Consider the following 25,728-nt stretch of genomic DNA (forward strand, 5'->3'; position numbering starts at 1 on the left):
TGCCGCCGCTGCCGCCGCTGCCGCCGCTGCCGCCGCTGCCGCCGCCGCTCGCCGCCGCGGGCTCGAACAGCGCCGTTCGGCGGGCGCGGTGGTGTTGTCGGTCCGGCCGTGACCAGGCTGTTCACCGTTTCGTCAGATTTCCTGTCGGTGGCCGCGACTAATCTGGTTCGAGTCGGTGGAAGAACCTGGCGTGGTCTTCTGTTGTACGGCTACACGCGATACCGGCCGGACCGGGGCGGTGGTCGACCCTGTGCGGGCTGAGCGGAGGTTGGCATGGCGGTAACTGTGGACAAGGCACCGGCTGAGCCGGGTGTGGGTTTGTCGTCGCGGGCCGTGGCGGAGGCTTATGTGGGTGGTGTCTGCTTCAAGCAGGGGCCGCCCAGACTCATCGGCGCCGAACTGGAGTGGCTCACCGCGTGTGGTGTGTCTTCGGCGTCGGATTCGCGTCCGCGGCTGTCGATGCTGGCCGACGCGTTGGGTCCCTATGCACCGCAGTCCATTTCGCCCGATTCTCCCGCCAAAGTGCTTCCCGGGGGCAGCCGGATCACCCTCGAACCCGGTGGTCAGGTCGAACTCTCCAGCGCCCCCTTCGACGATGCCTCGCAGCTGTGTGCCCGGCTGCTCGAGGATTCTCAATTCTTGTCCGGTTTGCTCGAAACCCGGTCCATTCGAATCATTTCCGGCGCCGCGGACCCGGATCGCCGGGCTCGCCGAGTCCTCCGGCTGCCCCGCTATCGAGCGATGGAACGGTCGTTCGCGGGTGTCGGACCGTACGGCAAACTCATGATGTGCAATACGGCCGCCACGCAGGTCAGCGTGGATGCCGGCGCCGATCGTGCCGAAATCGCCGCCCGGTGGAACGCGCTCTACACGATCGGCCCGGCGTTGCTCGCGGCCTTCGCCTGTTCCCCGCGACTGCGCGGTGCCCCCGCCGGTACCTGGGCTTCGCAGCGAATGCGGACCTGGCTGCGGCTCGACCACACCCGCACCCGGCCGCCGGTGCGGAACTGGAACGATCCGATCACCGACTACGGCCGGTGGGCGCTGGATGTCCCGCTGTTGTGTGTGCGGCGCGGCGGCTCCGAGACGGATTGGACGGCGCCGCCAGGGGCGAGTTTCGCCGACTGGCTGTGCGGTGCGCTCGACGAGGAGATCGGCCGGCGACCGGAGCGCGAAGACCTCGACTACCACCTCACCACGATTTTTCCGCAGGTCCGCGCGTCCGGACATCTGGAGATCCGGTACCTCGACGCCCAGCCCGAGGAGCAGTGGACGGTGCCGATCCATGCGGTCGACGCGCTGATGTCGGCACCGGCGGTGGTGGCCGAGGCGGCCGCGGTGGCCGAACCGGTCGCCGACGACTGGGCCATGGCGGCACGCTGTGGTCTGGCCGATCCGCAGATCCGCGAGGTCGCGGTGGCGCTGCTGGCGCTGGCCGCCGAACACGCCCGTACCGATGACGCGGCCGACCAGATCGGTGCCGCGGTGCGCCGCTGTCGCGAGGGGCGCACGCCCGGCGGTGCGATCGCTCGCTGTGAGCCCGCAGGAGATGCCGAATGACCATGATGAGCCACCCGGCACGACTGTGGGGAGAACGTCGATGACCACACACACCGGAAACGATCGCGCCGAGACGGAGCGTCTGCGCACCCGGATCGCGGAGGTTCTGACCAGGTCCCGCGCCCGTACGACCCTGCTGACCGAGGCGGTCGACGAGGCGGAACTGGTCGCCCAGCATTCACCGTTGATGAGCCCGCTGGTGTGGGACCTCGCTCATATCGGCAACCAGGAAGAGCTGTGGCTGGTGCGCGATGTCGGTGCTCGCGAGCCGGTGCGTGCCGACATCGACCATCTCTACGACGCGTTCCGTCACCCCCGCGCCGATCGCCCGGCCCTGCCACTGCTGGATCCGGCCCAGGCTCGCGGCTATGTGGGGACCGTCCGGGAAAAGGTCCTCGATGTCCTCGATACCAGTCCCTTGCGCGGAGATCGTCTGGTGGACAGCGGTTTCGCCTTCGGAATGATCGCCCAGCACGAACAGCAACACGACGAGACCATGCTGGCCACTCATCAGCTACGCCGCGGCCCGGTCGCACTCTCGGCCCCGCCCGCACCCGGTGCCCGGGTCGCGGTCGGTGACGAGGTCGTCCTTCCCGCAGGCGAATTCGTGATGGGTACCTCCACCGACCCGTGGGCGCTGGACAACGAAAGGCCCGAGCATCGGGTGCACGTGCCCGGATTCGCGATCGACGCCGCCCCGGTCACGAATGCGCAATATCAGGCATTCATCGACGACGGCGGATACCGGCGCCGGGAGCTGTGGTCGTCGCGTGGCTGGGCGCATCGGGTCGAATCGGATCTGCGGGCTCCGCAGTTCTGGGAGCTCGACTCCGACAATCGCTGGTGGCGAAGGGCTTTCGGTAGCGTGCGCCCGGTGCGTCCGCAGCAGCCGGTGGTGCATGTGTGCTGGTTCGAGGCCGAGGCGTACGCCAACTGGGCCGGCAAGCGGCTGCCCACCGAGGCCGAATGGGAGAAGGCCGCGCGTTTCGATCCCACCACCGGCCGGTCGCGCCGCTACCCGTGGGGTGATGCGGATCCGGGCGAGAGCACCGCCAATCTCGGCCAGCGTCATCTGGAACCGGCGGATGTGGGCGCCTATCCGGCCGGTGCCTCCCCGGGCGGGGTGCATCAACTGATCGGTGACGTGTGGGAGTGGACCTCCTCGGGTTTCGAGCCGTATCCGGGCTTCGGCGCCTTCCCGTATCGCGAGTACTCCGAGGTGTTCTTCGGCGGTGACTATCGGGTCCTGCGTGGTGGTTCGTTCGGTACCGATCCCGTCGCCTGCCGCGGCACCTTCCGCAACTGGGATCATCCGATCCGGCGGCAGATCTTCTCCGGGTTTCGCCTGGCCCGTGATCTGCGACCGGACGAGCGCTGATGTGCCGGCACCTCGGCTATCTGGGGCCACCGGCCGCGGTGGGGGAAATCCTCACGCGGGGGCCGCATTCCCTGCGCACCCAGGCGTGGGCGCCCACGGACATGCGCCGCGGCGGCACCATCAACGCCGACGGTTTCGGTGTCGCCTGGTGGGTTCCGGAGGTGGTCGCCACCGCCGACATCGGTGACGGTGCCGGCCGCGCGGGCATCGGCGACGGCACCGAGGCAGGTCCCGGGCGGATCGGCGGTCGGGCGCCGATCCGGTTGCGGGCCAGCCGCTATCGCAACCCCGCACCGATCTGGACCGATCCCGCCGTGGACGAGGTCCTGCCGCAATTGCGGTCGACGGCGGTGCTGGGGGCGGTGCGATCGGCAACGGTCGGTATGCCGGTCGAGCGTTCCGCCTGCGCGCCGTTCGTCGACGGATGCTGGGCCTTCAGCCACAACGGTGTGATCCCCGAGTGGCGCGCGGTATTGCCCGAGGTGGCAGCGCAATTCGGTGCGCCGGATCTGCTGACGGCCGAAGCCGCGACCGATTCGGCGGCGCTCTGGGTGATCGTGCGCGCGGCCCTGTCGGGACGAACAGGCGCGGTCGAGGCGCGAACCGGAGATATGAGCGAGCCGCGTGCGGATGCGAGCGTCGCCACGGACGAGGTCGCCGATGTTCTGGCGGGGACGGCGCTCGCGATCCTCGCGCGCGCCCCCGCCGCACGGCTGAACCTCCTGCTCGCCGATGGCGGAACCCTCTGGGCGACAACCGTGTATCACTCCCTGTCGGTACTGGTCACCGATGAGCTCGCAGTCGTCGCGTCCGAACCCTATGACGACGATCCGCGCTGGCGGCCCATCGCCGATCGGCAGGTACTGACCATGCGGCCCGGTCATCTGACCGTCACATCCCTCGACAGCCGACCCTCTCTTCTCTCCGCTGGACCCGATGAATCCGAAAGGGCGCGTTCATGATCGAACCGACGCTGGAAGTCCACCTCACCGACGAGGACCTCGCCGTCGCCCTGCGTTCGGACGCGCGGAGCGGACTGACCGCGACGCCGAAGACCCTGCCGCCCAAATGGTTCTACGATGCCCGCGGCAGTGAGCTTTTCGAGGCCATCACCGAGCTGCCCGAATACTTCCCGACTCGGACCGAGCGCGCGCTGCTGGAACGGGTGGTCGGCGATATCGCCCGGATCGCGCAGGCCGAGGTGCTGGTGGAGCTGGGCGCGGGCTCGGCGGCCAAGACCCGGTTGCTGCTGTCGGCCATGTTGTCCGAGGGGCCGTTGAAGACCTATGTACCGCAGGATGTCTCGGTATCGGCGCTGCGCGGCGCCGCCGCGCAGATCGGGGTCGAATTCCCGAATCTCGCGGTGCACGGCGTGGTCAGCGATTTCACCGATACCCTGCACAATCTGCCCCGGGGCGGGCGCCGGACGATCGCCTTCCTCGGCGGCACCCTCGGCAATCTCGTGCCCGCCGAACAGGCCGAATTCCTCGCCGGTATTCAGCGGGTGCTCGAACCCGGTGAACAACTGCTGCTCGGTGCGGGCCTGGTCACCGATCCGGCCGTCCTGGTGCCCGCCTACGACGATGCCGCGGGGGTGACGGCGGAATTCAACCGGAATGTGCTGCACGTACTGAACTCTCGGCTGCACGCCGATTTCGATCCGGACGCCTTCACCCATATCGCGCACTGGGACGCCGACAACGAATGGATCGAGATGCGCCTGGAGGCCACTCGCGATATGACGGTGTCGATCGCGGACCTCGGCCTGGTCGTACACTTCGCGGCCGGCGAGCAGATGCGCACGGAGATCTCCGCGAAGTTCCGGCTCGACGGCCTGGCGCAGGAATTGGCGGCCGCCGGGTTCACGACCGAACAGGTGTGGACCGATCCGGACGATCGTTTCGTACTGGTGCTCGCCGAGCGGCGCTGACCGTCAGGGACCGAGAACCGCGCCCAGCCAGTCCACCAGGGGCCGCATCGCCTCCCAGGCGGTGCGGACCTCGGTGCCGGTGCGGGAAGTCTTCAGCCAGTCCGGTGCACCGAAGTTCCGGCGCACCACCAGCGATTTGTGCCGCAGCAGATCGATACGCGGATGGTCGGCGGCATAGCCCTTGGGGCGGGTCTTGAGCTGATCGCCGCCGACTTCGTAACCCGCCGTGGTCAATTCGTCGAGCAGGCGCTGCAGTTCGGGCCCGCGGACATCGTCGTCGATCGTGGTTCGCAACCGCGCGAGCTGCTCCGGCGTCATGGCGTACACGCCGCCCGCCACGAACAGTCCGGGCGCCCCGATCTGCACATACCATCCGGTACCCGGGGCGACCGCGACGAACGCACCCTGATGCTCTTTGTAGGGCGATTTGTTCTTCGCGAACCGCACATCGCGATACGGCCGGAAGAGCTTCGCCGTCCCGAAGTCATCTTCGAGCTCTGTGGTCAGCGCCAGCATGGGCGCGCGCACCGACGCCTCGTAGACATGCTTGTGCGCGGTCCAGAAAGCCTTCGAATTATCGGCTTCCAGATCTTCGTAGAAGTCCAGCCCGGCGAACGGGAACCCCGCGAATCCGCTCATTCCGCCAATCTAGTGCCCCGGTCCGACGGGGAAATCGCCGGGCGCCGGGCCGCCGGTCAGTCGCCGGGTTCGTCGACCACCTCGATGGCCGCGACCTCGGCGGGCCGATCGTCCTCGGCCCGCTCCTCGTCACGATGTCGCCGCCGCGTCCACTCCTGGTCCAACTCGCTCTTGATCCCGAGCCGGCCGTCGTCGTTGTTCTCGTGGTACTCGATCACCAGATCCTGCGGGGGATCGTCGATATAACGCTGATACTCACGAATCTCATCGGCCTGCTCGTCATCGCCGAGGTCGTAGTCCAGATCCTCGCGGTCTTCGTCGTCCATATCGAACACCTCGTCCGTCAAACGGAACTCCTCGCGCTCGTCGGCCATCCCGAAGCTCGCCTCTCTCACGGGCAGGCACACCACCAGCAATCCGGCGTACCCTCCCTCAACGCTACCGCCGCCCCAGGCTGAAGTGAATAGAACCGCTGCTCGAGCGCTTGGAGGGTCGCAAAATGACCAGTGGCCCCGTCGGAAGAATCCAACGAGACCACTGATCCAGCGAGCATGTGGGTAACTCACCGGGCACGCCCAGAACTCCCCACGGCGACAAGGTGAGACCGGGAGCCGAAGCCACCGACCACCTCACGGCACGCAAAAGTCCCGGGAGGCGGCCCAGCCTAAGCGCTGCCGTTGAAGAGGCCGGTGACCGAGCCGTTCTCGAAGACCTCGCGGATCGTCCGGGCCAGCAGCGGCGCGATCGACAGCACGGTCAGCGAGGGGAACTTCTTGTCCTCGGTGATCGGCAGGGTGTTGGTGACGATGACCTCTTTGGCGCCGCAGGAGGCCAGCCGCTCGGCCGCGGGGGCCGACAGCACGCCGTGGGTGGCGGCGATGACCACATCGCCCGCACCGGCCTCGCGCAGCACGCGCACGGCCTCGGCGATGGTGCCACCGGTGTCGATCATGTCGTCGATCAGGATGCAGGTGCGGCCCGCGACGTCACCGACGGGGCGGTGCGACTTGACCTGGTTCGGCACCAGCGGGTCGCGGGTCTTGTGGATGAAGGCCACCGGGGCGCCACCCAGCGCGTCGGCCCACTTCTCGGCGACCTTCACGCGGCCCGCGTCGGGGGAGACGATGGTGCAGTTGTCGGTGCTGTAGTGGTTGCGCACGTACTCCGACAGCTGGACCAGCGCGTGCATGTGGTCCACCGGGCCGTCGAAGAAGCCCTGGATCTGGTCGGTGTGCAGATCGACGGTGATGATGCGGTCCGCACCGGCGGTCTTGAGCAGGTCGGCGACCAGACGCGCGGAGATGGGCTCACGACCGCGGTGCTTCTTGTCCTGGCGGGCATAGGGGTAGAACGGCAACACGGCGGTGATGCGCTTGGCCGAACCGCGCTTGAGCGCGTCGATCATGATCAGCTGTTCCATCAGCCACTGATTCAGTGGTGCCGGAAAGCTCTGCAGCACAAAGGCATCCGAGCCGCGCACGGACTCCTCGAACCGCACGAAGATCTCGCCGTTGGCGAATTCGCGAGCGGTTTGCGGTGTGATCGCGACGTCGAGTTCCTTCGCGACCTGCTCCGCCAACTCGGGGTGAGCACGCCCCGAGAACAGCATCAGGTTCTTCTGGTTGTCGGTCGAGAACGCGGTCACTCTGTGTTGCCATCCTTTTGCTCGATTGCCTGACTCGCCCTGTTGTCGGCCGCGATAGCCTCCGCCGCCGCCTGCGCCGCGGCCGTCCCGGGACGGTACCGCTGCACCCAGCCCTCAATGTTCTTCTGTGCTCCGCCCGATACGGCGAGCGCCCCCGGCGGAACGTTTCTACGCAGCACAGTACCCGCACCCGAATACGCGCCGTCGCCGACCGTCACCGGTGCGACGAACATCGTGTCGCTGCCGGTGCGGACGTGCGAACCGATCACCGTGTGATGTTTGGTCACGCCGTCGTAGTTGACGAACACGCTCGATGCGCCGATGTTGCTGTACTCGCCGATGGTGGCGTCGCCGACGTAGGTCAGATGCGGAACCTTGGAATGCGCGCCGATGCTGGCATTCTTCGTTTCCACGAACGCACCCAATTTGCCGGACTCCCCGACGATGGTCCCGGGGCGCAGATACGCGAACGGCCCGATGGTGGCACCGGTGGCGATGGTCGCGCCCTCACCGTGTGTCCGGATCACCTTCGCGCCCTCGCCGACCACCACATCGGTCAGTGTCGAATCGGGACCGACCTCGGCATCCTCGCCGATCACGGTCGCGCCCAGCAGTTGCACACCGGGCCGGATGACGGCGTCGCGGCCGATCCGAACCCCGGCGTCGACCCACGTGGTGGCCGGATCGATCACGGTGACACCGGCACGCATGTGGCGCTCGACGATGTAGCGATTGAGTGTGCGGGCCGCCGCGGCCATCTGCACCCGGTCGTTGACCCCGGTCACCTTCGCGGCATCGACCAGGCGGGCGCCGTGGACCGGATGGCCGGCCTCGCGCGCCAGCTTCAGCACATCGGTCAGATACAGCTCGTGCTGGGCGTTCGCGGTGGTGAGCCGGTTGATCATCTTCCGCAGCACGGTGACGTCGAAAACGTATACGCCGGAATTGACTTCGCCGATCGCGGCCTGTTCGGGACTGGCGTCGGCATGCTCCACGATCTCGAGGACACCACCGTCCTCGTCGCGCACGATGCGGCCGTAGCCGTTGGGGTCCTCGGGGACGAAGGTCAGCACCGTGACCGCCGGCCGCGGGTGGTAGCTGCGGTGTTCGTCCAGCAGCGCGGACAGCGTGTGCCCGTCCAGCAACGGCACGTCGGCGGAGGTGACGAGCAGATCCCCGGTGAAGTCCTCGGGTAGCGCGGTCAGTGCGCACTGCACGGCGTGCCCGGTGCCGAGCTGCTGTTCCTGGAGGGCGGAGACGATGTGGCGACTCAGTTCCGCCGCAACGGAATTCACCGCTGCGCCGACCTGCTCGCGATCGTGGCCGATCACCGTGATCAGTGCGGTGGGGTCGATCTCGTTCGCCGCGTGCAACGCATGCTCGAGCATGGTGCGACCGGCCAGCGAATGCAGCACTTTGGGTGTCTTCGACCGCATTCGAGTTCCGGCACCGGCGGCAAGAACGACGACGGCGGTCTGCTGTGGCATGGATCTCCCTCGGCTGCCTGTATGCCTGTCATCGTGCTGGTGAGCTGTCCTGGCTGACAGCGCACTCGGCTGCCGGCGGCGCGCCGACCGCCCACACCCTAGTGCACCCGAACCCGGGCCCGGCGACACAGTCGTTCGGGGGATCGGGAAGTCACCGCCGGTAGCGATCGGCTCGGGGCTTGCCACAATATCCGCGCAGGTCACAGCCCCATCGCCAGCTCCGCCGCCAGGACTCGAACCTGAACTAACTGAACCAAAATCAGTGGTGCTGCCATTACACTACGGCGGATTGTCGCACCGGCGGACCACTCGGATCCACCGCCACGCCACGGCATGCGGATAGATCCTCGCACGCTGGGCCGCCTCTCCGCGAATTTTGCCGTTCGCGGGAGCCGGGAATTTTTCCGACCGGGCTCCCGGTGAGGTGCAGGCCGGGGCCGGATGTATCCGGTGAGTTACCCGTGTGCTTGCGAAATCGGTGGTGCGGAGCTCTTTCCCGGGCGCCGCGGACGGGGAGCGCGTGCCCGGCGAGTCGCCGACTGTGCTCGCGAGAACCGGCGCGAAAGCCGGTCCGCCGCACTTCGAATCGCCGCCAGATCTTGCCTGCTCAGACCTAGCCTCGGTGGTCCTCCACGCCGGTGAAACACCGTATCGAGAAACATGACGCGCGGTCTCGGAAGCATGCGGGTAACTCGTTGGGTGCCCCCTGACCTGGAGTAAGCTGCCGACCGTCGGCCCGGTCGAGAAAACTCCATGCGCTTGCGACCGGAAAAATTCGCGGAGAGGCGGGGGAGTGACTTCGGGTGATGTGAATCGGACGCCGCGTCCACGGATGACCGGCACCCAGCGGCGGCAGCAATTGATCGAGATCGGTCGGACACTGTTCGCCGAGCGCGGGTACGACGCCACGTCCATCGAAGAGATCGCCCAGCGCGCGCAGGTGTCCAAACCGGTTGTCTACGAACACTTCGGGGGCAAGGAAGGACTCTACGCGGTCGTGGTCGACCGGGAGATGTCGACACTGCTGGACATGATCACCTCCTCGCTGACCCAGAATCGGTCCCGGGTCCGGCTGGAACAGGTTGCGCTGGCGCTGCTGACCTATATCGAGGAACGGACCGACGGTTTCCGCATCCTGATGCGCGATCAGCCCGCCGCCGCGGCCGACGGAACCTACTCGAGTCTGCTGAACGAGGCGGTCAATCAGGTCGCGCACATCCTGGCCGGTGATTTCGGCCGCCGCGCCCTCGATCCCAGTCTCGCCACCCTCTATGCCCAGGCGCTGGTCGGCATGGTCGCGACCGCCGCGACCTGGTGGCTCGACGCGCGGGAACCCACCAAGGAAGTGGTCGCCGCGCATCTGGTGAATCTGTGCTGGAACGGGCTCGCGCACCTCGAGGCCGACCCCCAGCTCGCCTCCGAATGGCCGAGCGGCAACGGGCTCTGATCGCGGCGAGGGGAGCGTCAACGGGTCGGACGGGGGAAGAGCACAGGCGGGATGGTGGGGGAGATACAGGGCGGGACGGTGGGAGTGATTCAGGCGGGACGGTGGGAGTGATTCAGGCGGGACCGCGGGGGAGATACAGGCGGGACGGCGGGGATTAGGGGTTCAGTGGGGGCAGCAGCGGTTGGTCCGGTGGGGTAAACACGGGCCGAACTGGACGGTTAACCCAGGATTTGCGAAGGAGACTGGTCTTAATGCTCGATTCCGTTGGCGGCGGGCGGTCGGATGGTACGGTTCACCCATCCTTCAAGTGCTGTTCGAGCTGTGATGTCGGTCAACTTCGGGATATCGGTCTACTTCAGGATGGCTGGTTTGAGGACAGGCGGATCTGATGGCTAGGCAAGCGCGTGCGGAAATCACTCGCGATTCGGTGCTGGCAGGCGCGGCCGACGTCTTTCTGCGACTCGGTTACGCGAATGCGAGCCTGAGCGAGATCATTTCGCAGTCCAACGTCACCAAGGGTGCGCTGTACTTCCACTTCGGTTCCAAGGAAGAACTCGCCCGCGCCGTGGTCGATCAGGGCAACGAGCGACTGGTCAACGCGTGCCAGGGATTCTTCGACCCCCGGGTACCCGCCCTCGAGGCGGCGATCGGCATCACCTATGTGGTCGCCGACCTCACCATGAACGATCCGATGGTCGGTGCCAGTCTCAAACTCACCCACCAGATCGGTGACTATCGCGGCGCCTCCGGGGAGAACGTCACCAAGAACTGGGGCGAGACCCACCGCCTGCTCTCCGAACGCGCCATCGCGCAAGGCGATCTCCAGCCCGAACTCGATCCGGAGACCATCGGCCTGCTCCTGCAGGAGATGACGGCCGGAGTGCACATCACGGCGGTCGGCACCGAATCCATCGATCAGATGGCGGTGCGGATGGAACGGATGTGGTACTTTCTGCTGCCGTCGATCGTGCCGGCCGAGAAGGTCGCCTACTTCAGGGAGTTCGCGGCCCGGCGCCTCCGCCGGTACGTGCCGTAGTTCTGGCCTCCGCGTCGCTCCGGCAGGTTTTTCGGCCCCTCGGCCTCGATTTTTCACTCCTACGGTCGGTCGCTGCGCTCCCTCCCTCCGTCGCGCCACAATCGAGGCGGGCCGAAAACCACCCGGGTGGACCATCTCGGAAACGCTGACCCGGGTGGAGTGCTCCTGGCCTCCGGTTACCGGAGGAGGTTCGGGCCTTCGGTCGGTTGTCGACGTATTCGGGACCACCGTGCTGGGGGTGTTTGCCCACAACTAGACTCGGTGGGCCGGTCTATTCGCTGTCTGCGCATTTGGGAGTTCTTTCATGCCGAGCCGTCGTCCACCTCTTGCGGGACTGGCCGAGGTGGCCGGTACCGATGCCGCGATGGCCCGGGTTCGGGAGCTGATCGGGCGGACGTCGGTGCAACTTGTCGCGCCCTCGGCGATCCGGCCGTTCGTGGCGGCGACGGTGGCCGCGGCGCGGCCGCTGGTCGTGGTCACCGCGACCGGGCGGGAGGCCGATGATCTGACCGTCGAACTGGGCGAGATCATCGGGGGCGGCGTGGCTCTGTTCCCCTCGTGGGAGACGCTCCCACACGAGCGGCTCTCACCCAGTGCCGACACGGTGGGCCGCCGGTTGCAGGTGCTGCGGCGGCTGGCGCATCCGGAGGATCCCGGCAATCCCGAACCGCTGCGGGTGGTGGTGACCACCGTGCGGTCGCTGATGCAGCCGATGGCCGGTGGACTGGGCGATATCGAACCCGTCGTGCTGCGGGTGGGCGCCGAATTCGATTTCGACGAATTGGCCACGCGACTGGTCGAATTCGCCTACGAGCGCGTCGACATGGTGGGCAAGCGCGGTGAATTCGCGGTCCGCGGCGGCATTCTCGACCTCTTCCCGCCCACCGCGGATCATCCGGTGCGCGTGGAGTTCTGGGGTGACGAGATCAGCGAGCTGCGCGCGTTCTCGGTCGCCGATCAGCGCTCGCTCACCGAGGTCGAGGTGGACCTCGTTGTGGCGCAACCCTGCCGGGAACTGTTGCTGACCGAGGAGCTGCGCGAGACCGCGGCCAAGGTCGCCGCCGACAATCCGGCGGATGCGGCACTGGTCGAAATGCTGGAGAAACTGGCCCAGGGCATTCCGGTCGAGGGCATGGAAGCGTTGCTGCCGGTCCTGCGGCCCGGTGAACTGCAATTGCTCACCGACGTGGTGCCGGCCGAAACCCAAGTGCTGCTGTGTGATCCGGAGAAGGTCCGTACCCGGGCCGCCGATCTCGTGCGCACCGGTCAGGAGTTCCTCGAGGCGTCGTGGACCGCGGCCTCCTTCGGCGGCGCCGCGCCGCTGGGCGCGCACGGACTGGATCTGGCCTCCTCGGCCTACCGGGGACTCGACATCGTCCGCGCCGATGCGGAGGATCGGGGACTGCCCTGGTGGACCCTGAGTCCGCTGGCGGCCGACGATCCGGCCGAAATCGTGCTGCCCGTCCTGTCCACGCCCGCCGCACGCGGTTCCGAGGAACTGGTCGCGACCGTGTTCGCGTCACTGCGCGCACATGTCGGCACCGGCGGCCGCGCCGTGATCGTGGTCGCGGGACATGGTACGGCGCAACGTATTCAGGAACGCCTCGCCGATGCCGATGTACCGGCGGCGCCCCTCGAGCCGGGTGCCGAACCGGTGCGCGGGCTGGTGGGGGTGCTGTGTGGTTCGCTGCACGACGGCATCGTGTTCGACGACGCGAAACTGGTCGTGGTCGCCGAATCCGATCTCACCGGTAACCGGGTCACCGCACCGGGTGAGGGCAAGAAGTTGCCCGCGCGGCGACGCAACCAGGTCGATCCGCTCGCGCTGACCGCCGGGGACATGGTCGTACACGATCAGCACGGCATCGGCCGGTTCGTGGAGATGATCGAGCGCACCGTCGGCGGTGCGCGCCGGGAGTATCTGGTCATCGAATACGCGCCGAGCAAGCGTGGTCAGCCGGGCGACCGGTTGTTCGTGCCGATGGACTCATTGGATCAGCTGTCGCGCTACGTGGGTGGCGAGATGCCGAGCCTGTCCAAGCTCGGCGGCTCGGACTGGGCGAATACGAAACGCAAGGCGCGCAAGGCGGTTCGGGAGATCGCGACCGAACTCGTCCAGCTGTATGCCGCGCGGCAGGCCGCGCCCGGCCACGCCTTCGCGCCCGACACGCCGTGGCAGCAGGAGATGGAGGACGCCTTCGCGTTCACCGAGACCCACGATCAGCTCACCGCGATCGCCGAGGTGAAGTCCGATATGGAGCGCGCGGTCCCGATGGACCGGGTGATCTGCGGTGATGTCGGCTACGGCAAGACCGAGATCGCGGTGCGCGCCGCCTTCAAGGCCGTGCAGGACGGTAAACAGGTCGCGGTGCTGGTGCCGACAACGCTGCTGGCACAACAACATCTGCAGACCTTCACCGAACGGGTGGCCGGATTTCCGGTGACCGTCAAGGGCCTGTCGCGCTTCACCGATCCGGGCGAATCGCGCGAGGTGATCGACGGGATGGCCGTCGGTGACGTCGATATCGTGGTCGGCACCCACCGGCTGCTACAGACCGGATTGCGGTGGAAGGAACTCGGCCTGGTCATCATCGACGAGGAACAGCGCTTCGGTGTCGAGCACAAGGAACACATCAAGGCACTGCGTACCCATGTCGACGTGCTGACCATGTCCGCGACACCGATCCCGCGCACCCTGGAGATGAGCCTGGCGGGAATCCGCGAGATGTCGACCATCCTCACCCCGCCGGAGGAACGTCACCCCGTCCTCACCTACGTCGGCGGCTACAACGACAAGCAGGTCGCCGCCGCGGTGCGCCGCGAATTGCTGCGCGACGGCCAGGTCTTCTACGTGCACAACCGGGTCTCCTCGATCGACAAGGCGGCCAAGCGGATTCGCGATCTGGTCCCCGAGGCGCGTGTCGCCGTGGCACACGGGCAGATGAACGAGGATGTGCTCGAGAAGACCGTGCAGGGGTTCTGGGAACGTGAATTCGACGTCCTGGTCTGCACCACGATCATCGAAACCGGTCTGGACATCTCCAATGCCAACACCCTGATCGTCGAGCGCGCCGACGCGCTGGGTCTTTCCCAGCTGCATCAGCTGCGCGGCCGCGTCGGGCGCAGCCGGGAACGTGGCTACGCCTACTTCCTGTATCCGGCCGAGAAGCCGCTCACCGAAACCGCCTACGACCGCCTCGCCACCATTTCGCAGAACTCCGATCTGGGTGCGGGTATGGCGGTCGCCATGAAGGACCTCGAAATCCGCGGCGCCGGAAACGTTCTCGGCGCGGAGCAGTCCGGCCACGTGGCGGGCGTCGGATTCGATCTGTACGTGCGGCTGGTCGGTGAGGCGGTGGAGGCCTACCGCGCTGCCGCCGACGGCCGGCCGATCACGACCGAGGAAGAGGTCAAGGAGGTGCGGATCGACCTGCCGGTGGATGCGCACATTCCGCCGGACTACATCGCCAGCGAGCGGTTGCGGCTCGAGGCGTATCGGAAACTCGCAGCCGCTCAGGACGATTCGGCGGTCGGCGCGGTGGTGGATGAACTCGTCGACCGGTACGGCCCGTTGCCGGTGGAGGTCGGGCGCCTGGTGTCGGTGGCGAAGTTGCGGCTGTTGTGCCGCGAGTACGGCATCCAGGAGGCCGGTGTCACCGGGACCACGCTGAAGGTCTCGCCGATGCAGCTGCCGGATTCGAAACAGATGCGGCTCAAGCGGTTGTATCCCAGTGCGAGCTACCGGCCCACCACGGGCATCGTGCAACTGCCGCTGCCACGTGTGGAGGACAGTGTGGGGGCGTCCCGGGTACGCGATGTGCGGCTGTTGCAGTTCGTCGCCGATCTGCTGCTCACGCTGGACGGAAAACCCAAGGGCATGGTCGATCTGTCGGTGCCGGTCGAGGTACCGGTCGGGTGAGCGGGGCCGGGCCGGATCGGACCGGCGCCGTCGGCACCGCGGCCGAATCCGCGCGGATCGCGCACGGGCTCGCGGAAGCCGTCGAGGTGATGGACCGGCTGTGGAATTTCGGCGGCTGGGAGGTCACTCAGACCCACGACTCGCTGCGGCCGTATCTGCTGGAGGAGACCTACGAACTGCTCGATGCGATCGGGCAGGAGGATGCCGAGACCATCAAGGAGGAACTCGGCGATCTGCTGCTGCAGGTACTGTTCCACTCCCGGATCGCCGAGGCCGCAGGCGAATTCACCGTCGCGGACGTGGCCGCGGCGCTGGTCGCCAAACTGGTGAACCGCAGCCCGCATCTGACCGATCCCGCCGTCGACGTCGGCGCCGATGTCGACGCGAAGGTCGCCGCCCAGGAAAAGGCTTGGGAGGAGCGCAAACTCACCGAGAAGGCCCGCCGCTCCTGCCTCGACGGTATCGCGATGGCCCAGCCTGCTCTGGCGCTCGCGGAGAAGATCCGCTCGCGCAGCGCCAAGGCGGGGCTGCCGGAGGATCTGGTGCCGGGGGATCTGCGCGCGGTCGCCCTGGGCGGGCCGGAGAGCGCCGAGGAGCGGCTGCGCAAGGCGGCCTTATCTTTTGCCGCCAGTATCCGCGCGGCAGAGGACGCCGCCGAAAAGGCGCGTGGTGAACGTGGACCGCTGAGCGCGGAACGGTGGCGCGAGTTCTGGCCCGCGGTGGACTAGCGGAGAACTCGGAGCCGTCAGCCCTCGGCGAGGTATCGCTCCACGGTCTCGACCTTGCTGGTCAGCGCGCCGGTGACCCCCGGGCGGATATCGGCCTTGAGCACCAGGCTGCACCGCGGGGCCGCGGCGAGGACGGCGTCGGAGGCCTGCTTGATGACGGACATGACCTCGTCCCAGTCACCCTCGAGCGTGGTGAACATGGCATTGGTCTCGTTCGGTAGGCCGCTGGCGCGAACGATGCGGACGGCTTCGGCGACGGCGCGTCCCACATCGGCGCCTACGCCGAGCGGGGTGACCGAGAAGGCGGCGATCATGGCCGTCAATTGTGCTGTGCGGCCAGCTCCTGCAGGGTGGCGACACGCGAGCGGAGGTATTCGAGTTCCGGCTCGTCGAGCACCGTGCGCTGGATGCCGTGGTCCACCTCGAAGGCGGATTGGCGGTGATCGTCGATGACCTCGACATCGATGGCGACCGCGACGTAGTCCTCGGCACCGGGCATCGGATCGGCGATGACGCGGGCCCGGCCGCGGGCGCACAGCGCCACATTGCCGCCGCCGAGAATCAGCAGTGCGACATCGGGCCGCTTGCGCAGCCGGGCCAGCGAACCACGATCGTATTTGAGGCTCAGCAGAATTTGCCTGTCACCGGCGCGTACCGGCCAGCTGACGGGAATGGCGTGCGGCGAGGGATCGGTGGTGACCAGGTTGGCGATGGTATCCAGTGGCCAGGTCGGCAGCACGTCCAGTTCGGGATGTTCGGTGGCAGGCTGTTGACGTTCTCCGGCTCTGGCTACCATCTCGTCACCTTACGTCGGCTCACGCGGTATCGGCCACCGCGGCTGAGGTCCCAGTGTAAACCGTTGTGCCGCTTACCCGCTGGGGTGTACCCGGGGGCACAGGAACTCTGCTGGTGAAATGGCGGCAGGAGCGGAATTCATACGGCGGCGAGGGTGCCGATCGGGAGCGTGCGCGCCCAGACCCGGGCCTGCTCGTGTGCCCGGGTCGGTTCCGAGGCGTCGTGGCGCCCGTGTTCGCCGACCTGGACCGCGCCCAGGGCGGCGAACTTCTCCGCGCAGATCTCGCCGCCGCGATTGAAGGTGTCGCCGTAGACGGTGTCGCCGAGACCGAAGACCGCGAAGCGCAGGCCGGTGAGATCCGGCAGCCGGTCGTCGAGCTGCTCGAAGAAGGGTTCGGCGCCGGTGGGGAGATCGCCGGAGCCGTAGGTGGAGCAGACCAGGATGTGGAAATCCTGGATGTTCAGGTCGTCGACGTCGAAGTCGGCCATGTCGTGGACCGCGACGTCGCGGCCGGCCAGGACGTCGGCGACGGCCTCGGCCGCCCGCTCGGCGGTTCCCATCTCGGTTCCGAACAGGATCACCATCCGCACCGCTGTTCCTCCTCGAACTCACCATGTGCCAATAATTTTGGTAAGCCTATCCTAATTCGAGGGGGAATCGGGCGTGTGCTGCCCCACCCCGAACCGCATCCGGGTCAGTTGAGGCTGTCGGCCAACTGCCGCGGTTCGGCGCGCTCGCGCTGGTGCAGCAGGGCGAAGTATCGCCGCAACATCAGGATCGCGGTGGCGGCGAGTCCGGCGGTCAGGCCCCACCACACTCCGGCCGCGCCCAGGCCGAGCGGGAAGGCGAGCATCAGTGCGGTCGGCAGCCCGACGATCCAATAGCCCACCAGCGACAGCCGGAATCCGGCCCGGGTGTCTTTGAGCCCGCGTAGCAGCCCGTTGCCGATGTTCTGGGCGGCATCGAAGAACTGCAGCACGATGGCGATCAGCAACATGCTGTGCGCGAGGTCGGCGGTGGCGCTGTCGTGGCCGCTGAGGAAGGGGTGCAGCACCAGATCGGGGGCCATCACGTACAGCACGCCGACCAGCGCGGCCACCACCGCGGCCTGGCGCAGGACCAGCCAGGCCAGATTCTGGGCGCGCCGATACTCGTCGCGCGCGATCGCGCGGCTGACCAGGATGGACGCCCCGTGGGAGAGTCCGACCGCGATCTGGAACACGATGTAGACCAGCTGGTAGACGACATTGTGCGCGGCGAGTGCGGCCGGCCCGAGTGTGCCCATCGCCAGCGCGAGCACCGAGAACATGCCCGCTTCCGAACCGTAGGTGAGCGCGATGGGAGTGCCGAGGCGCAGTTCGGCGACGACGGTGCGTCGGCGCACCGGCCATATTCGGACCGGCAGCATCGGCCCCAGTACCCCGTCCCGGCGCACCATCGTCCAGAACACCACGAAGGTGAGCAGGAAGACCAGCGAGGACGCCACGCCCACACCGGTCAGGCCCAGGGCGGGGAGTCCGGCCCAGCCATGGATGAGCGCCAGGGCGACAACGACATTCACCGCCACCGACCCCAGTGTCACCACCAGCAGCGCCTGTGGCCGCTGCATCCCGACGGTGTATTGGCGGATGACCTGGAACCACAGGCAGGGCAGCAGACCCGGCGCCAGCGCCACCATCATCGGCCGCGCCTCGGCGAGTACGGTCGCGTCCTGGCCCAGCCACTGCAGCGACCAGCCCAGGCCGACCAGGATCGCCGCGCCCAGCAGCCCGGCGATCGTCGCGATCAGGAAACTCGACCGCACGACCTCGCGGATCTCGTCATCGGCGGACCGGCTCTGTTTCTCCGCCCGGCTCAGTACGGTCGCGACCTGATTACCGCTGGCGGTGATCAGGCCGACGCACATGGTGCGAATCTGGTTGAACAACACCAGTGCCAGGCCGCCGGCCGCCACCTGGTCGACGCCGAGGCTGCCCATCAGGGCGATATTGGTGGTGGAGATCGCGACCTGAGCCAGCTGGGTCAGGGCGATCGGGGTGGCGAGTGCGGTGAGGCGCCGGCTGTCGCCACGGAGCAGAATCGCCGTCATCACCGCACCCCCGGATGTCGTGCCGCCTCGGCGATCGGGCGATTCACTCCGCACCGACCAGATTTCGCCGGCTCGCCGCGGTCGACGGCGCGTACCGGTCGAGCAGATCGGTGACGGCGTGTTCGGCGGTGTGGTCCAGCAGCTCGCGCTCGTTCATCCATTCGTCGTCGAAGACGGTGTCGAGATATTTCTCGCCGCCGTCGCAGACGATCGTCACGATCGTCGAACCCGGCTCGAATTCCTCCAGCCGCTGTAGCGCGACATGAACCGAGCCGCCCGCGGATCCGCCGATCAGCAGGCCCGACCGCTGTGCGACCGCGCGGACGGTGGCGAAGGCGTCCACATCCGAGACGGTGACGCCCTCGTCCAGCAGTGAATAGTCCACGGCGGTACCCACGGTCGCGCCCGGCGGGGTTCCGGTGCCGGACTGCCAGTAGGGCCCGCCCGGCCCACCGAAGGCGATCGATCCGACCGGCTCCACGCCGATCACCCGCGCGGGATGTCCCAAGTCGGCGAGCCGGCGCGCGGTACCGAACAGCGAGCCGCCGGTACCGACCGCGGACAGCAGGATATCGACGTGTCCGAGATCTTCCAGCAATTCTTCGGCGACCGCGTAGTAGCCGACCGGATTGGCATCGTTGTTGTGCTGTTCGGTGAAAAACGCGTCCGGTCGCGCGGCCGCCATCGCCTCGGCCAGATCCTCCCGGGCGGAGGTGGATAGTGTGTCGTCCCCGTCGTCGGCGACGTAGACGAGGTCGGTGCCCATGGCTCGCATCGCGCGCAGTTTGTCCTTACAGGCGTGGTGGTCCACGACCGCGGTGAATCGGTAGCCTCGCTCGGCCGCGACCACCGCAAGTCCCAGTCCGGTATTTCCGGATGTGGACTCGATAATATGCCCGCCATCTTTCAGCAAACCCCGCCGCTCGGCGTCGAGCACCATTTCGCGCGCCATCCGGATCTTCGCCGCACCGGTCGGATTGAACTGTTCGAGCTTGAGTAACAGCCGGGTGCCGCCGGCCGTGGCGGCCAGCTCGAACAGGGGAGTGTTCCCGATCAGGTCCGTCACGCGCGTGACGATCGGCATGGCGAGTCTCCTCGTGGCAGTGGTGGTGGGGTGGGTCAACGCTCGAGGGTCCAGCGCAGCCGGGACGGCCGGGCCGGATCCGATCCGGTGCCGCCGGACAGCAGCACCTTGGGGGGAATCGGCAGTTCGTGGAAGGCCGACTCGTTGGAGTCCATCTGATAGCCGGCCGTATTCGGGTAGATCAGCAGATCGCCCACGACGGCCGGGCGTGGCAGCGGAATGCGCCGCCAGCTGAGCATGTCCGACTCCAGGCAGGTGGTGGCGCCGACACTCGCGGGTGTTACCGCACCCGGTCGCATCGGCCACAGCACGGGGTCGGGCAGGTATTCGCTGTCGAACCACTGCTCGGACAGGCTCAGGCTGGTGCCGTCCACGGTGAGCAGCTGATAGGGAAGCGCATGCGCGGTACGGGTTTTCACGCCCTGGACCCGGAACACGGTGCTGCCCGCGCGATCGAGCAGGGCGCGCCCGGGCTCGATCGCGAGGCGCAGCGCGCCGGAGCGCAGGGCCCGTGCCAGGTCACCGTGGTCCAGGATCGCGGCCAGTGCCGCGGGACCGGCCGGGCGCTGGTGATACGGGTAATAGGAGCCGAAGGATTTCCCGGCGTGGAACCAGCCGGCGTGCTGGCCGGCGGTGAAGGCGCGCCACGCGTCGCCGGACAGGTACTCCACGCCGAAACCGCCACCGATGGAAATGGTGGTGACCGGATGGCCCAGGGTGCGAGCGTGCAGGCAGCGCTCGATCAGGGCCGCGGCGAGTTCCGAACGGGCGATCGGATCGTAGCCGGAGAGGTGGAAACTGAACCCCTCCACCCGGATCGACGTCGCGTCGGTGCGCAGCAACAGCGCTTCGATCTCGGTGTCGGTGAGTCCGAAGCGGCTGTCCGAACCGGGCGGCAGCACCCGCAGCAGCACTCGCGCGGGGGCGTCGAGTGCGGCCAGCCGATCGAATTCGCCGGGCTCGTCGATCGCGATCAGGGCCCCGTGGCGGGCGGCGAGCCAGAGCAGATCGTCGGATTTGGCGGGGCCGGTCACCATCAGATCGCGCCCCCGGATGCCCTGTGCCAGTGCCGAAGTCAGTTCGCCGGCGCTGGCCACATCCGCGCCCGCGCCGTGCTCGGCGCAGGCCCGGACGACGCCCGCGGATTTGTTGGCCTTCTTGCCGTAGTAGATCGCTCCGTCGACACCGCTGCGCCGGAACTGCTCGGTGAAGGCGTCGATCAGGGCGCCCACCTGTTCCGGATACAACACGTGGAACGGACCGCCGATCGCGTGGGCGATATCGCCCGGCAGATCCGGATCGGCCAGCAGTCGCTGCTCCCATTCCGCGCGGTGGGCGGGCAGCGGTGCGGCGGTGATCGACCGCGCAGTGGCGTCCGCGGTCACCGGTCCCGGCCGTTCCGGCGCGAGGTCAGTCCCACAGTGGGACCTCCGTACCGCGTCCCTCGGCGATCGCGCGTTCGGCCAGTGCGTGCGCGACCGCGACGTCGGTGAGTACCAGGCCGCTGTTGTAGACGAACAAGCGCTCGTCGGGGCGGATGCGGGCCGGGAGGCGGCGGCTCAGGATCGCCGGCAGTTCGGCGTCCACCGGCCGCAGCCGGCCGTCCGGTCCGGCCATGTCGGTGCCGGTCAGCGCCATCTGCTCGGCGCTGGTCGCGACGACCCGATCGGCATCGACGAGGGCGGACGGCGCCAGGCCGTAGCCGACCAGCACCGCGACCGAACCCGGTGCCAGATCGGAGGATTCGAGAGCCACCTCGGTGCCCGGGCCCGCCGTCGCGAGCACGACGTCGGCGGTGGCGGCGGCCGCGTAGGGGTCGTCGACCACCTCGAGTTCACGATGCGGCGCGTGCGTGCGCAGATACTCGCCGACCGCCGCCAGACCCTCGGTGTGGGTTCCGTAGACCATCAGCCGATCCAATTGCGGATTCGCGGCCAGCAGATGCGGCAGTGCGTTGCGGCCCTGGGTGCCGGTGCCGATCAGCAGGACACTGCGTGCGCCCGGCCGGGCGGTCTCGCGGACCAGCAGGCCGGAGACGGCGGGTGTGCGCAGGGCGCCCACCCGTGAACAGTCCATCATCGCGATCGGCGTTCCGGTCGCATCGTCGTACAGCGTGATGGTGGTGTAGTACCGCTTGGTGCTGCGGTCGTGGCTCGGATCGAATTTGTAGGAGGTCTTCATCGCGACCACCCGGCGGCGGCCGTCGCGGCCCAGCATGGCGTAGGCGACCGACCAGCCGTCCGGATGTGCCACGCTGAGCTTGCGCGGGTTGTCCGACTCGCCTTGCGCCAGCGCCAGATAGGCGTCCTCCACGGCGCGTACCACCTCGCTCGGGGCGATCGGGACATCGGCGAGATCGCTGCGGCTGAGTACGCGCAACGGTGTGGGTCGGCTCACTGCTTTCCTTCGGTTCATGTGTTCGAGCTGTCCTGCTCCCCAGCGGTTTTCGACCGGAACGGACGAACCGTGCGCTGGCCGTATCCGCTCTCACCGGCCTCGGCCGATGCGCGGTGCCGGGTCAGCCGGATGTTCACCCGTTTGAGCCAGCGGTCGGTTCCGTCGTAGCGGGGTGTGAACGGAACCCGGCCGTGCACGACGACATCATTGTCCATCAGCAGCAATTCGCCGGGAGCCAGCGCCGCGCTGTGGCAGACGCGCTCCAGTTCGGCACCGAGTTCGGAGTAGGCGCAACGGTATTCGTCATCGGCCTCGTCGAGGGGGGTGTAGGCGGGGTCGTAGCGCAGCGTCGGGCCGTGCGCGCCGGTGCCGATGGTCGCCACCGGCGCCGGGCGGTGTTCGCCGAAATCCTCGCCGTAGGAGACGTCGGGCAGGATCGGCAGGGTGGATTCGGTGAGCAGCCGGTGCTGTTCGGGCTCGAGCCGTACCTGCCGCACCGAGGAGATCGTGGTGCCGACATTCTCCGGATTGCGCAGGCAGCCCAGCAGCAGCAGATGTGCGCGTTCGGGATGGAAGGCGTCCTCGGTGTGCGGGCTGAGCAGGGTGGTACTGCTCGCACCGGACTGTTCGTCCTCGTGTCCCGGGGTGGGCAGGATGTTGTTGACCAGCCGGCCGCCCTGCTGGCCCTGCCAGCCGAAGGGCTCACCGGCGCAGCGCGCCAGCAGCAGCATGGCGATATCGAGGTGAAACGACGCGGGCAGAGCGCATTTCGCGGCCTCGCGCCAATCGTGCGGGGTGGCACCGAGGCCGGCCTCGGGCACATCCAGCCGCCCGATGATCGCCGCGCCCGCGGCGGTGTCGGGCGGACGGAGGGCGACGCGTACCGCGGCCGGAAGGTCGGCGGCGTACGCATCGACCAGCCGGATCAGCATGGGATCGGCGAGTGTCGCCGGCAGATCGGCGGTGCTGGGCCCGTGATCGATTGTGAGCGCGATCTCTCTGGCCGAACAGAGCACGGCCGCCGCTGCTTCTTCCGGAAGTGTGCGGCGGTCGATCTTCTCGTATTCTTCGTAGTGGGGTGTCTTACGTTCGCGGAGAACGTTTTTCACCAGGAGTTCCCTTCCTCGGAGTGGGGATGACGCAGGTGGTGAAGACTCGGTCAGCGAAGCTAGTCGCTGTGGATATCTTAAGCAAGGCTTACCTAAAGAATGCGAACGGACATAGCTTTCGCGCATGGACGGGCCGTTCCGAACGGTAGCTGATCGTGTGCTCGTGGCCTCCCGATGCCCGGTCGGATCGGTAACCGCCCACGCGGGAATCTGGATGATGGAAAGGTGCGCCCGACTGTCTCCGGTTTCCGGACCCTCGCCTTCGCTGCCGTCGCGACGGCAGCAGTGCTGTCCGGATGTTCCGGAATCACCAACCTGCCGCCGATTCCGGACGGGATACCGCCCGGTGTGGGCGCGCCGGTGCCACCCATCGATCTCGACGCTCCCGGTCGCAGTGCCGAACAATTGCACGATTGGGCCGCTGGACAATCCGACACGCTCGGAATCCCGACCGTGGCGCTGGCGGCCTACGGCTATGCCGCGGCCGTGATGGCCCGTTCGGCACCCGAGTGCGGGATCGGCTGGACCACGATCGCCGGTATCGCACGGGTGGAGAGCAAACACGGTAGCCACGGCGGGTCGCATCTGGACGCCGACGGTGAGGTCCGGCCGCCGATCCGCGGTGTGCCGCTCGACGGATCACCCGGTGTCGCAAAGATTCTCGACAGCGACGCCACCGAGCTCGCCGGCGCTCCGGTCTACGTGCGTGCGGAGGGGCCGTTCCAGTTCCTGCCCGAGACCTGGCGGCACTGGGGGGTGGACGCCAACGGTGACGGCCGCCTCGACCCGGACAACATCGATGACGCGTCGCTGACCGCCGCGCGCTACCTCTGCGCCAGCGGTGGCGATCTGCGGACCCCGCAGGGATGGCAGCAGGCGATCCTGACCTACAACCAATCCACGACCTATATGGCGACCGTCCGGACGAAGGCGGCGGCATACAGCGTCGGCCGCCGCGCATGAACCGGGTGCGGAGCGCTGCGGTATCTCCCGTGGCGGGTGCGCACCGGTGTCGTGCGAGGACCACCGCACCCATTAGGCTCGCAAGCGCACGGGCCCGCCGTGTGATCTGCGAATGGACGTCGGTGGGCAGGGCCCCGGGATTGATTGTCAGCAGCCGAAGGAGTGTCGTTTAGTGGCCATCATCGAACAGGTCGGAGCTCGCGAGATCCTGGATTCGCGCGGTAACCCCACCGTCGAGGTCGAGATCGGTCTCGACGACGGCACGATGACCCGGGCGGCGGTGCCGTCCGGCGCGTCCACCGGCGAGCACGAGGCCGTGGAACTGCGTGACGGCGGGGACCGCTACGGCGGTAAGGGCGTTCGCAAGGCCGTCGAGGGTGTACTCGACGAGATCGCGCCGTCGGTCATCGGCCTGGACGCGGTCGAACAGCGCGCGGTCGATCAGGTGCTGCTGGATCTGGACGGCACCCCGGACAAGTCCCGGCTGGGCGCCAACGCGCTGCTGGGTGTCTCGCTGGCGGTCGCGCGCGCCGCGGCGCAGTCCTCGGATCTGGAACTGTTCCGCTACCTGGGCGGCCCCAACGCCCACGTGCTGCCGGTGCCGATGATGAACATCCTCAACGGTGGCGCGCATGCCGACACCAGTGTCGATGTCCAGGAATTCATGATCGCCCCGATCGGCGCGCCCACCTTCCGCGAGGCGCTGCGCTGGGGTGCCGAGGTCTACCACGCCCTCAAGGCGGAGCTGAAGTCCAAGGGCCTGGCCACCGGCTTGGGCGACGAGGGCGGTTTCGCCCCCGATCTGGCCGGCGGCACCCGTGAGGCACTGGATCTGATCGCGTCCGCGATCGGCAAGGCCGGCTACAACCTGGGCAGCGACATCGCCCTGGCGCTGGACGTGGCCGCGACCGAGTTCTACAGCACCGCGGGCTACAAGTTCGAGGGCAGTGAGCGCACCGCCGAGCAGATGGCCGAGTTCTACAACGACCTGCTGTCGGCCTACCCGCTGGTCTCCATCGAGGACCCGCTGTCGGAGGACGACTGGGACGGCTGGGTGTCGCTGACAGATCTGATCGGCGACAAGATCCAGCTGGTCGGCGACGATCTGTTCGTCACCAACCCGGAGCGGCTCGAGGACGGTATCGCCAAGGGCGCCGCCAACGCACTGCTGGTGAAGGTCAACCAGATCGGCACCCTGACCGAAACCCTGGACGCGGTCGAACTGGCCCATCGCAACGGCTACAAGACCATGATGAGCCACCGTTCCGGCGAGACCGAGGACACCACCATCGCCGATCTGGCGGTGGCGGTCGGCAGCGGTCAGATCAAGACCGGTGCGCCCGCCCGCAGTGAGCGCGTCGCCAAGTACAACCAGCTGCTGCGGATCGAGGACGGTCTGGGCGATTCGGCTCGCTACGCCGGTGACGTCGCGTTCCCCCGGTTCGCGTTCGAGGGGTAGTAGCCTCGCACACGGTTGTGCGGCGCACCGACGCGGCGTGGAGACAGGCGATTTCGAGGTGT

General features: G+C 67.8%; 22 protein-coding genes and 1 tRNA gene. 10 read left to right on the forward strand and 13 right to left on the reverse strand.

Annotation, left to right across the window (positions count from 1 at the left end):
* Positions 1–273: 273 nt before the first annotated feature.
* From egtA to egtD, 4 genes are read left to right on the forward strand one after another with little or no spacing between them, the layout of a single operon-like run.
* A complete protein-coding gene (egtA, locus tag AB0L57_RS24175; RefSeq protein WP_364966243.1) occupies positions 274–1,560 on the forward strand; it encodes an ergothioneine biosynthesis glutamate--cysteine ligase EgtA in 1,287 nt (428 codons plus the stop codon).
* Positions 1,561–1,600: 40 nt separating this feature from the next.
* A complete protein-coding gene (egtB, locus tag AB0L57_RS24180; RefSeq protein WP_364966246.1) occupies positions 1,601–2,938 on the forward strand; it encodes an ergothioneine biosynthesis protein EgtB in 1,338 nt (445 codons plus the stop codon).
* A complete protein-coding gene (locus tag AB0L57_RS24185) occupies positions 2,938–3,900 on the forward strand; it encodes an ergothioneine biosynthesis protein EgtC (RefSeq protein ID WP_364966249.1) in 963 nt (320 codons plus the stop codon). The genes egtB and AB0L57_RS24185 overlap by 1 nt, the downstream gene beginning before the upstream one ends.
* On the forward strand, positions 3,897–4,868 hold the full coding sequence (gene egtD, locus AB0L57_RS24190) for an L-histidine N(alpha)-methyltransferase (RefSeq protein ID WP_364966252.1): 972 nt from the start codon (positions 3,897–3,899) through the stop codon (positions 4,866–4,868). Before AB0L57_RS24185 ends, egtD begins: the two co-directional genes overlap by 4 nt.
* Positions 4,869–4,871: 3 nt before the next feature.
* On the opposite strand, the gene AB0L57_RS24195 is transcribed toward egtD, so the two are convergent.
* From AB0L57_RS24195 to AB0L57_RS24215, 5 genes are all read right to left on the reverse strand, one after another.
* A complete protein-coding gene (locus AB0L57_RS24195) occupies positions 4,872–5,507 on the reverse strand; it encodes a DUF2461 domain-containing protein (protein ID WP_364966255.1) in 636 nt (211 codons plus the stop codon).
* A 56-nt stretch (positions 5,508–5,563) separates the two neighbouring features.
* The gene (locus tag AB0L57_RS24200) at positions 5,564–5,902 is read right to left on the reverse strand and encodes a hypothetical protein (RefSeq protein ID WP_364966258.1); all 339 of its coding nucleotides are present in this window, start codon (positions 5,900–5,902) and stop codon (positions 5,564–5,566) included.
* 269 nt (positions 5,903–6,171) lie between these two features.
* A complete protein-coding gene (locus tag AB0L57_RS24205; protein WP_364966260.1) occupies positions 6,172–7,152 on the reverse strand; it encodes a ribose-phosphate diphosphokinase in 981 nt (326 codons plus the stop codon).
* Positions 7,149–8,639, reverse strand: a complete 1,491-nt coding sequence (glmU, locus tag AB0L57_RS24210; protein ID WP_364966261.1) for a bifunctional UDP-N-acetylglucosamine diphosphorylase/glucosamine-1-phosphate N-acetyltransferase GlmU — start codon at positions 8,637–8,639, stop codon at positions 7,149–7,151. Before glmU ends, AB0L57_RS24205 begins: the two co-directional genes overlap by 4 nt.
* A 218-nt stretch (positions 8,640–8,857) precedes the next feature.
* Positions 8,858–8,928: transfer RNA gene (locus AB0L57_RS24215), tRNA-Gln, on the reverse strand.
* A 543-nt stretch (positions 8,929–9,471) separates the two neighbouring features.
* On the opposite strand from AB0L57_RS24215, the gene AB0L57_RS24220 reads away from it, so the two are divergent.
* From AB0L57_RS24220 to AB0L57_RS24235, 4 genes are all read left to right on the forward strand, one after another.
* Entirely contained in the window at positions 9,472–10,086 is a 615-nt protein-coding gene (locus AB0L57_RS24220; RefSeq protein WP_364966264.1) for a TetR/AcrR family transcriptional regulator, read from the forward strand.
* 388 nt (positions 10,087–10,474) lie between these two features.
* A complete protein-coding gene (locus tag AB0L57_RS24225; protein ID WP_364966267.1) occupies positions 10,475–11,122 on the forward strand; it encodes a ScbR family autoregulator-binding transcription factor in 648 nt (215 codons plus the stop codon).
* Positions 11,123–11,426: 304 nt separating this feature from the next.
* Positions 11,427–15,041, forward strand: coding sequence for a transcription-repair coupling factor (mfd, locus tag AB0L57_RS24230; RefSeq protein WP_364966268.1), 3,615 nt, complete (start codon positions 11,427–11,429; stop codon positions 15,039–15,041).
* A gap of 89 nt (positions 15,042–15,130) precedes the next feature.
* Positions 15,131–15,769: a MazG family protein gene (locus AB0L57_RS24235; protein ID WP_364966523.1), complete on the forward strand. Its 639-nt coding sequence runs from the start codon at positions 15,131–15,133 to the stop codon at positions 15,767–15,769.
* A gap of 17 nt (positions 15,770–15,786) precedes the next feature.
* Here the strand turns inward: AB0L57_RS24235 and AB0L57_RS24240 are convergent, their stop codons facing one another.
* From AB0L57_RS24240 to AB0L57_RS24275, 8 genes are all read right to left on the reverse strand, one after another.
* Entirely contained in the window at positions 15,787–16,083 is a 297-nt protein-coding gene (locus tag AB0L57_RS24240; protein ID WP_364966271.1) for an MTH1187 family thiamine-binding protein, read from the reverse strand.
* Positions 16,084–16,088: 5 nt separating this feature from the next.
* Positions 16,089–16,565, reverse strand: a complete 477-nt coding sequence (locus AB0L57_RS24245; protein WP_364966273.1) for a hypothetical protein — start codon at positions 16,563–16,565, stop codon at positions 16,089–16,091.
* Between the two features lie 137 nt (positions 16,566–16,702).
* On the reverse strand, positions 16,703–17,155 hold the full coding sequence (locus tag AB0L57_RS24250) for a flavodoxin family protein (protein ID WP_364966276.1): 453 nt from the start codon (positions 17,153–17,155) through the stop codon (positions 16,703–16,705).
* Positions 17,156–17,259: 104 nt separating this feature from the next.
* On the reverse strand, positions 17,260–18,654 hold the full coding sequence (locus AB0L57_RS24255) for an MATE family efflux transporter (protein ID WP_364966279.1): 1,395 nt from the start codon (positions 18,652–18,654) through the stop codon (positions 17,260–17,262).
* A gap of 43 nt (positions 18,655–18,697) precedes the next feature.
* On the reverse strand, positions 18,698–19,738 hold the full coding sequence (locus AB0L57_RS24260; protein ID WP_364966282.1) for a cysteine synthase family protein: 1,041 nt from the start codon (positions 19,736–19,738) through the stop codon (positions 18,698–18,700).
* A 35-nt stretch (positions 19,739–19,773) separates the two neighbouring features.
* Positions 19,774–21,123, reverse strand: coding sequence for a Y4yA family PLP-dependent enzyme (locus tag AB0L57_RS24265; protein ID WP_364966285.1), 1,350 nt, complete (start codon positions 21,121–21,123; stop codon positions 19,774–19,776).
* A 25-nt stretch (positions 21,124–21,148) separates the two neighbouring features.
* The gene (locus AB0L57_RS24270; RefSeq protein WP_364966287.1) at positions 21,149–22,153 is read right to left on the reverse strand and encodes an ornithine cyclodeaminase family protein; all 1,005 of its coding nucleotides are present in this window, start codon (positions 22,151–22,153) and stop codon (positions 21,149–21,151) included.
* Positions 22,150–23,244, reverse strand: coding sequence for a TauD/TfdA family dioxygenase (locus AB0L57_RS24275; RefSeq protein WP_364966290.1), 1,095 nt, complete (start codon positions 23,242–23,244; stop codon positions 22,150–22,152). The genes AB0L57_RS24270 and AB0L57_RS24275 overlap by 4 nt, the downstream gene beginning before the upstream one ends.
* A 285-nt stretch (positions 23,245–23,529) precedes the next feature.
* Between AB0L57_RS24275 and AB0L57_RS24280 the strand changes: the two genes are divergently transcribed.
* Both AB0L57_RS24280 and eno read left to right on the forward strand, forming a co-directional pair.
* Positions 23,530–24,207: a lytic murein transglycosylase gene (locus AB0L57_RS24280; protein WP_364966526.1), complete on the forward strand. Its 678-nt coding sequence runs from the start codon at positions 23,530–23,532 to the stop codon at positions 24,205–24,207.
* Positions 24,208–24,379: 172 nt separating this feature from the next.
* Positions 24,380–25,666 (forward strand): phosphopyruvate hydratase, encoded by a 1,287-nt coding sequence (eno, locus tag AB0L57_RS24285; protein ID WP_364966293.1) that lies wholly within the window; start codon positions 24,380–24,382, stop codon positions 25,664–25,666.
* Positions 25,667–25,728 lie beyond the last annotated feature (62 nt).

The organism is Nocardia sp. NPDC052254, assembly GCF_040679495.1.
Classification (GTDB): Bacteria; Actinomycetota; Actinomycetes; order Mycobacteriales; family Mycobacteriaceae; genus Nocardia.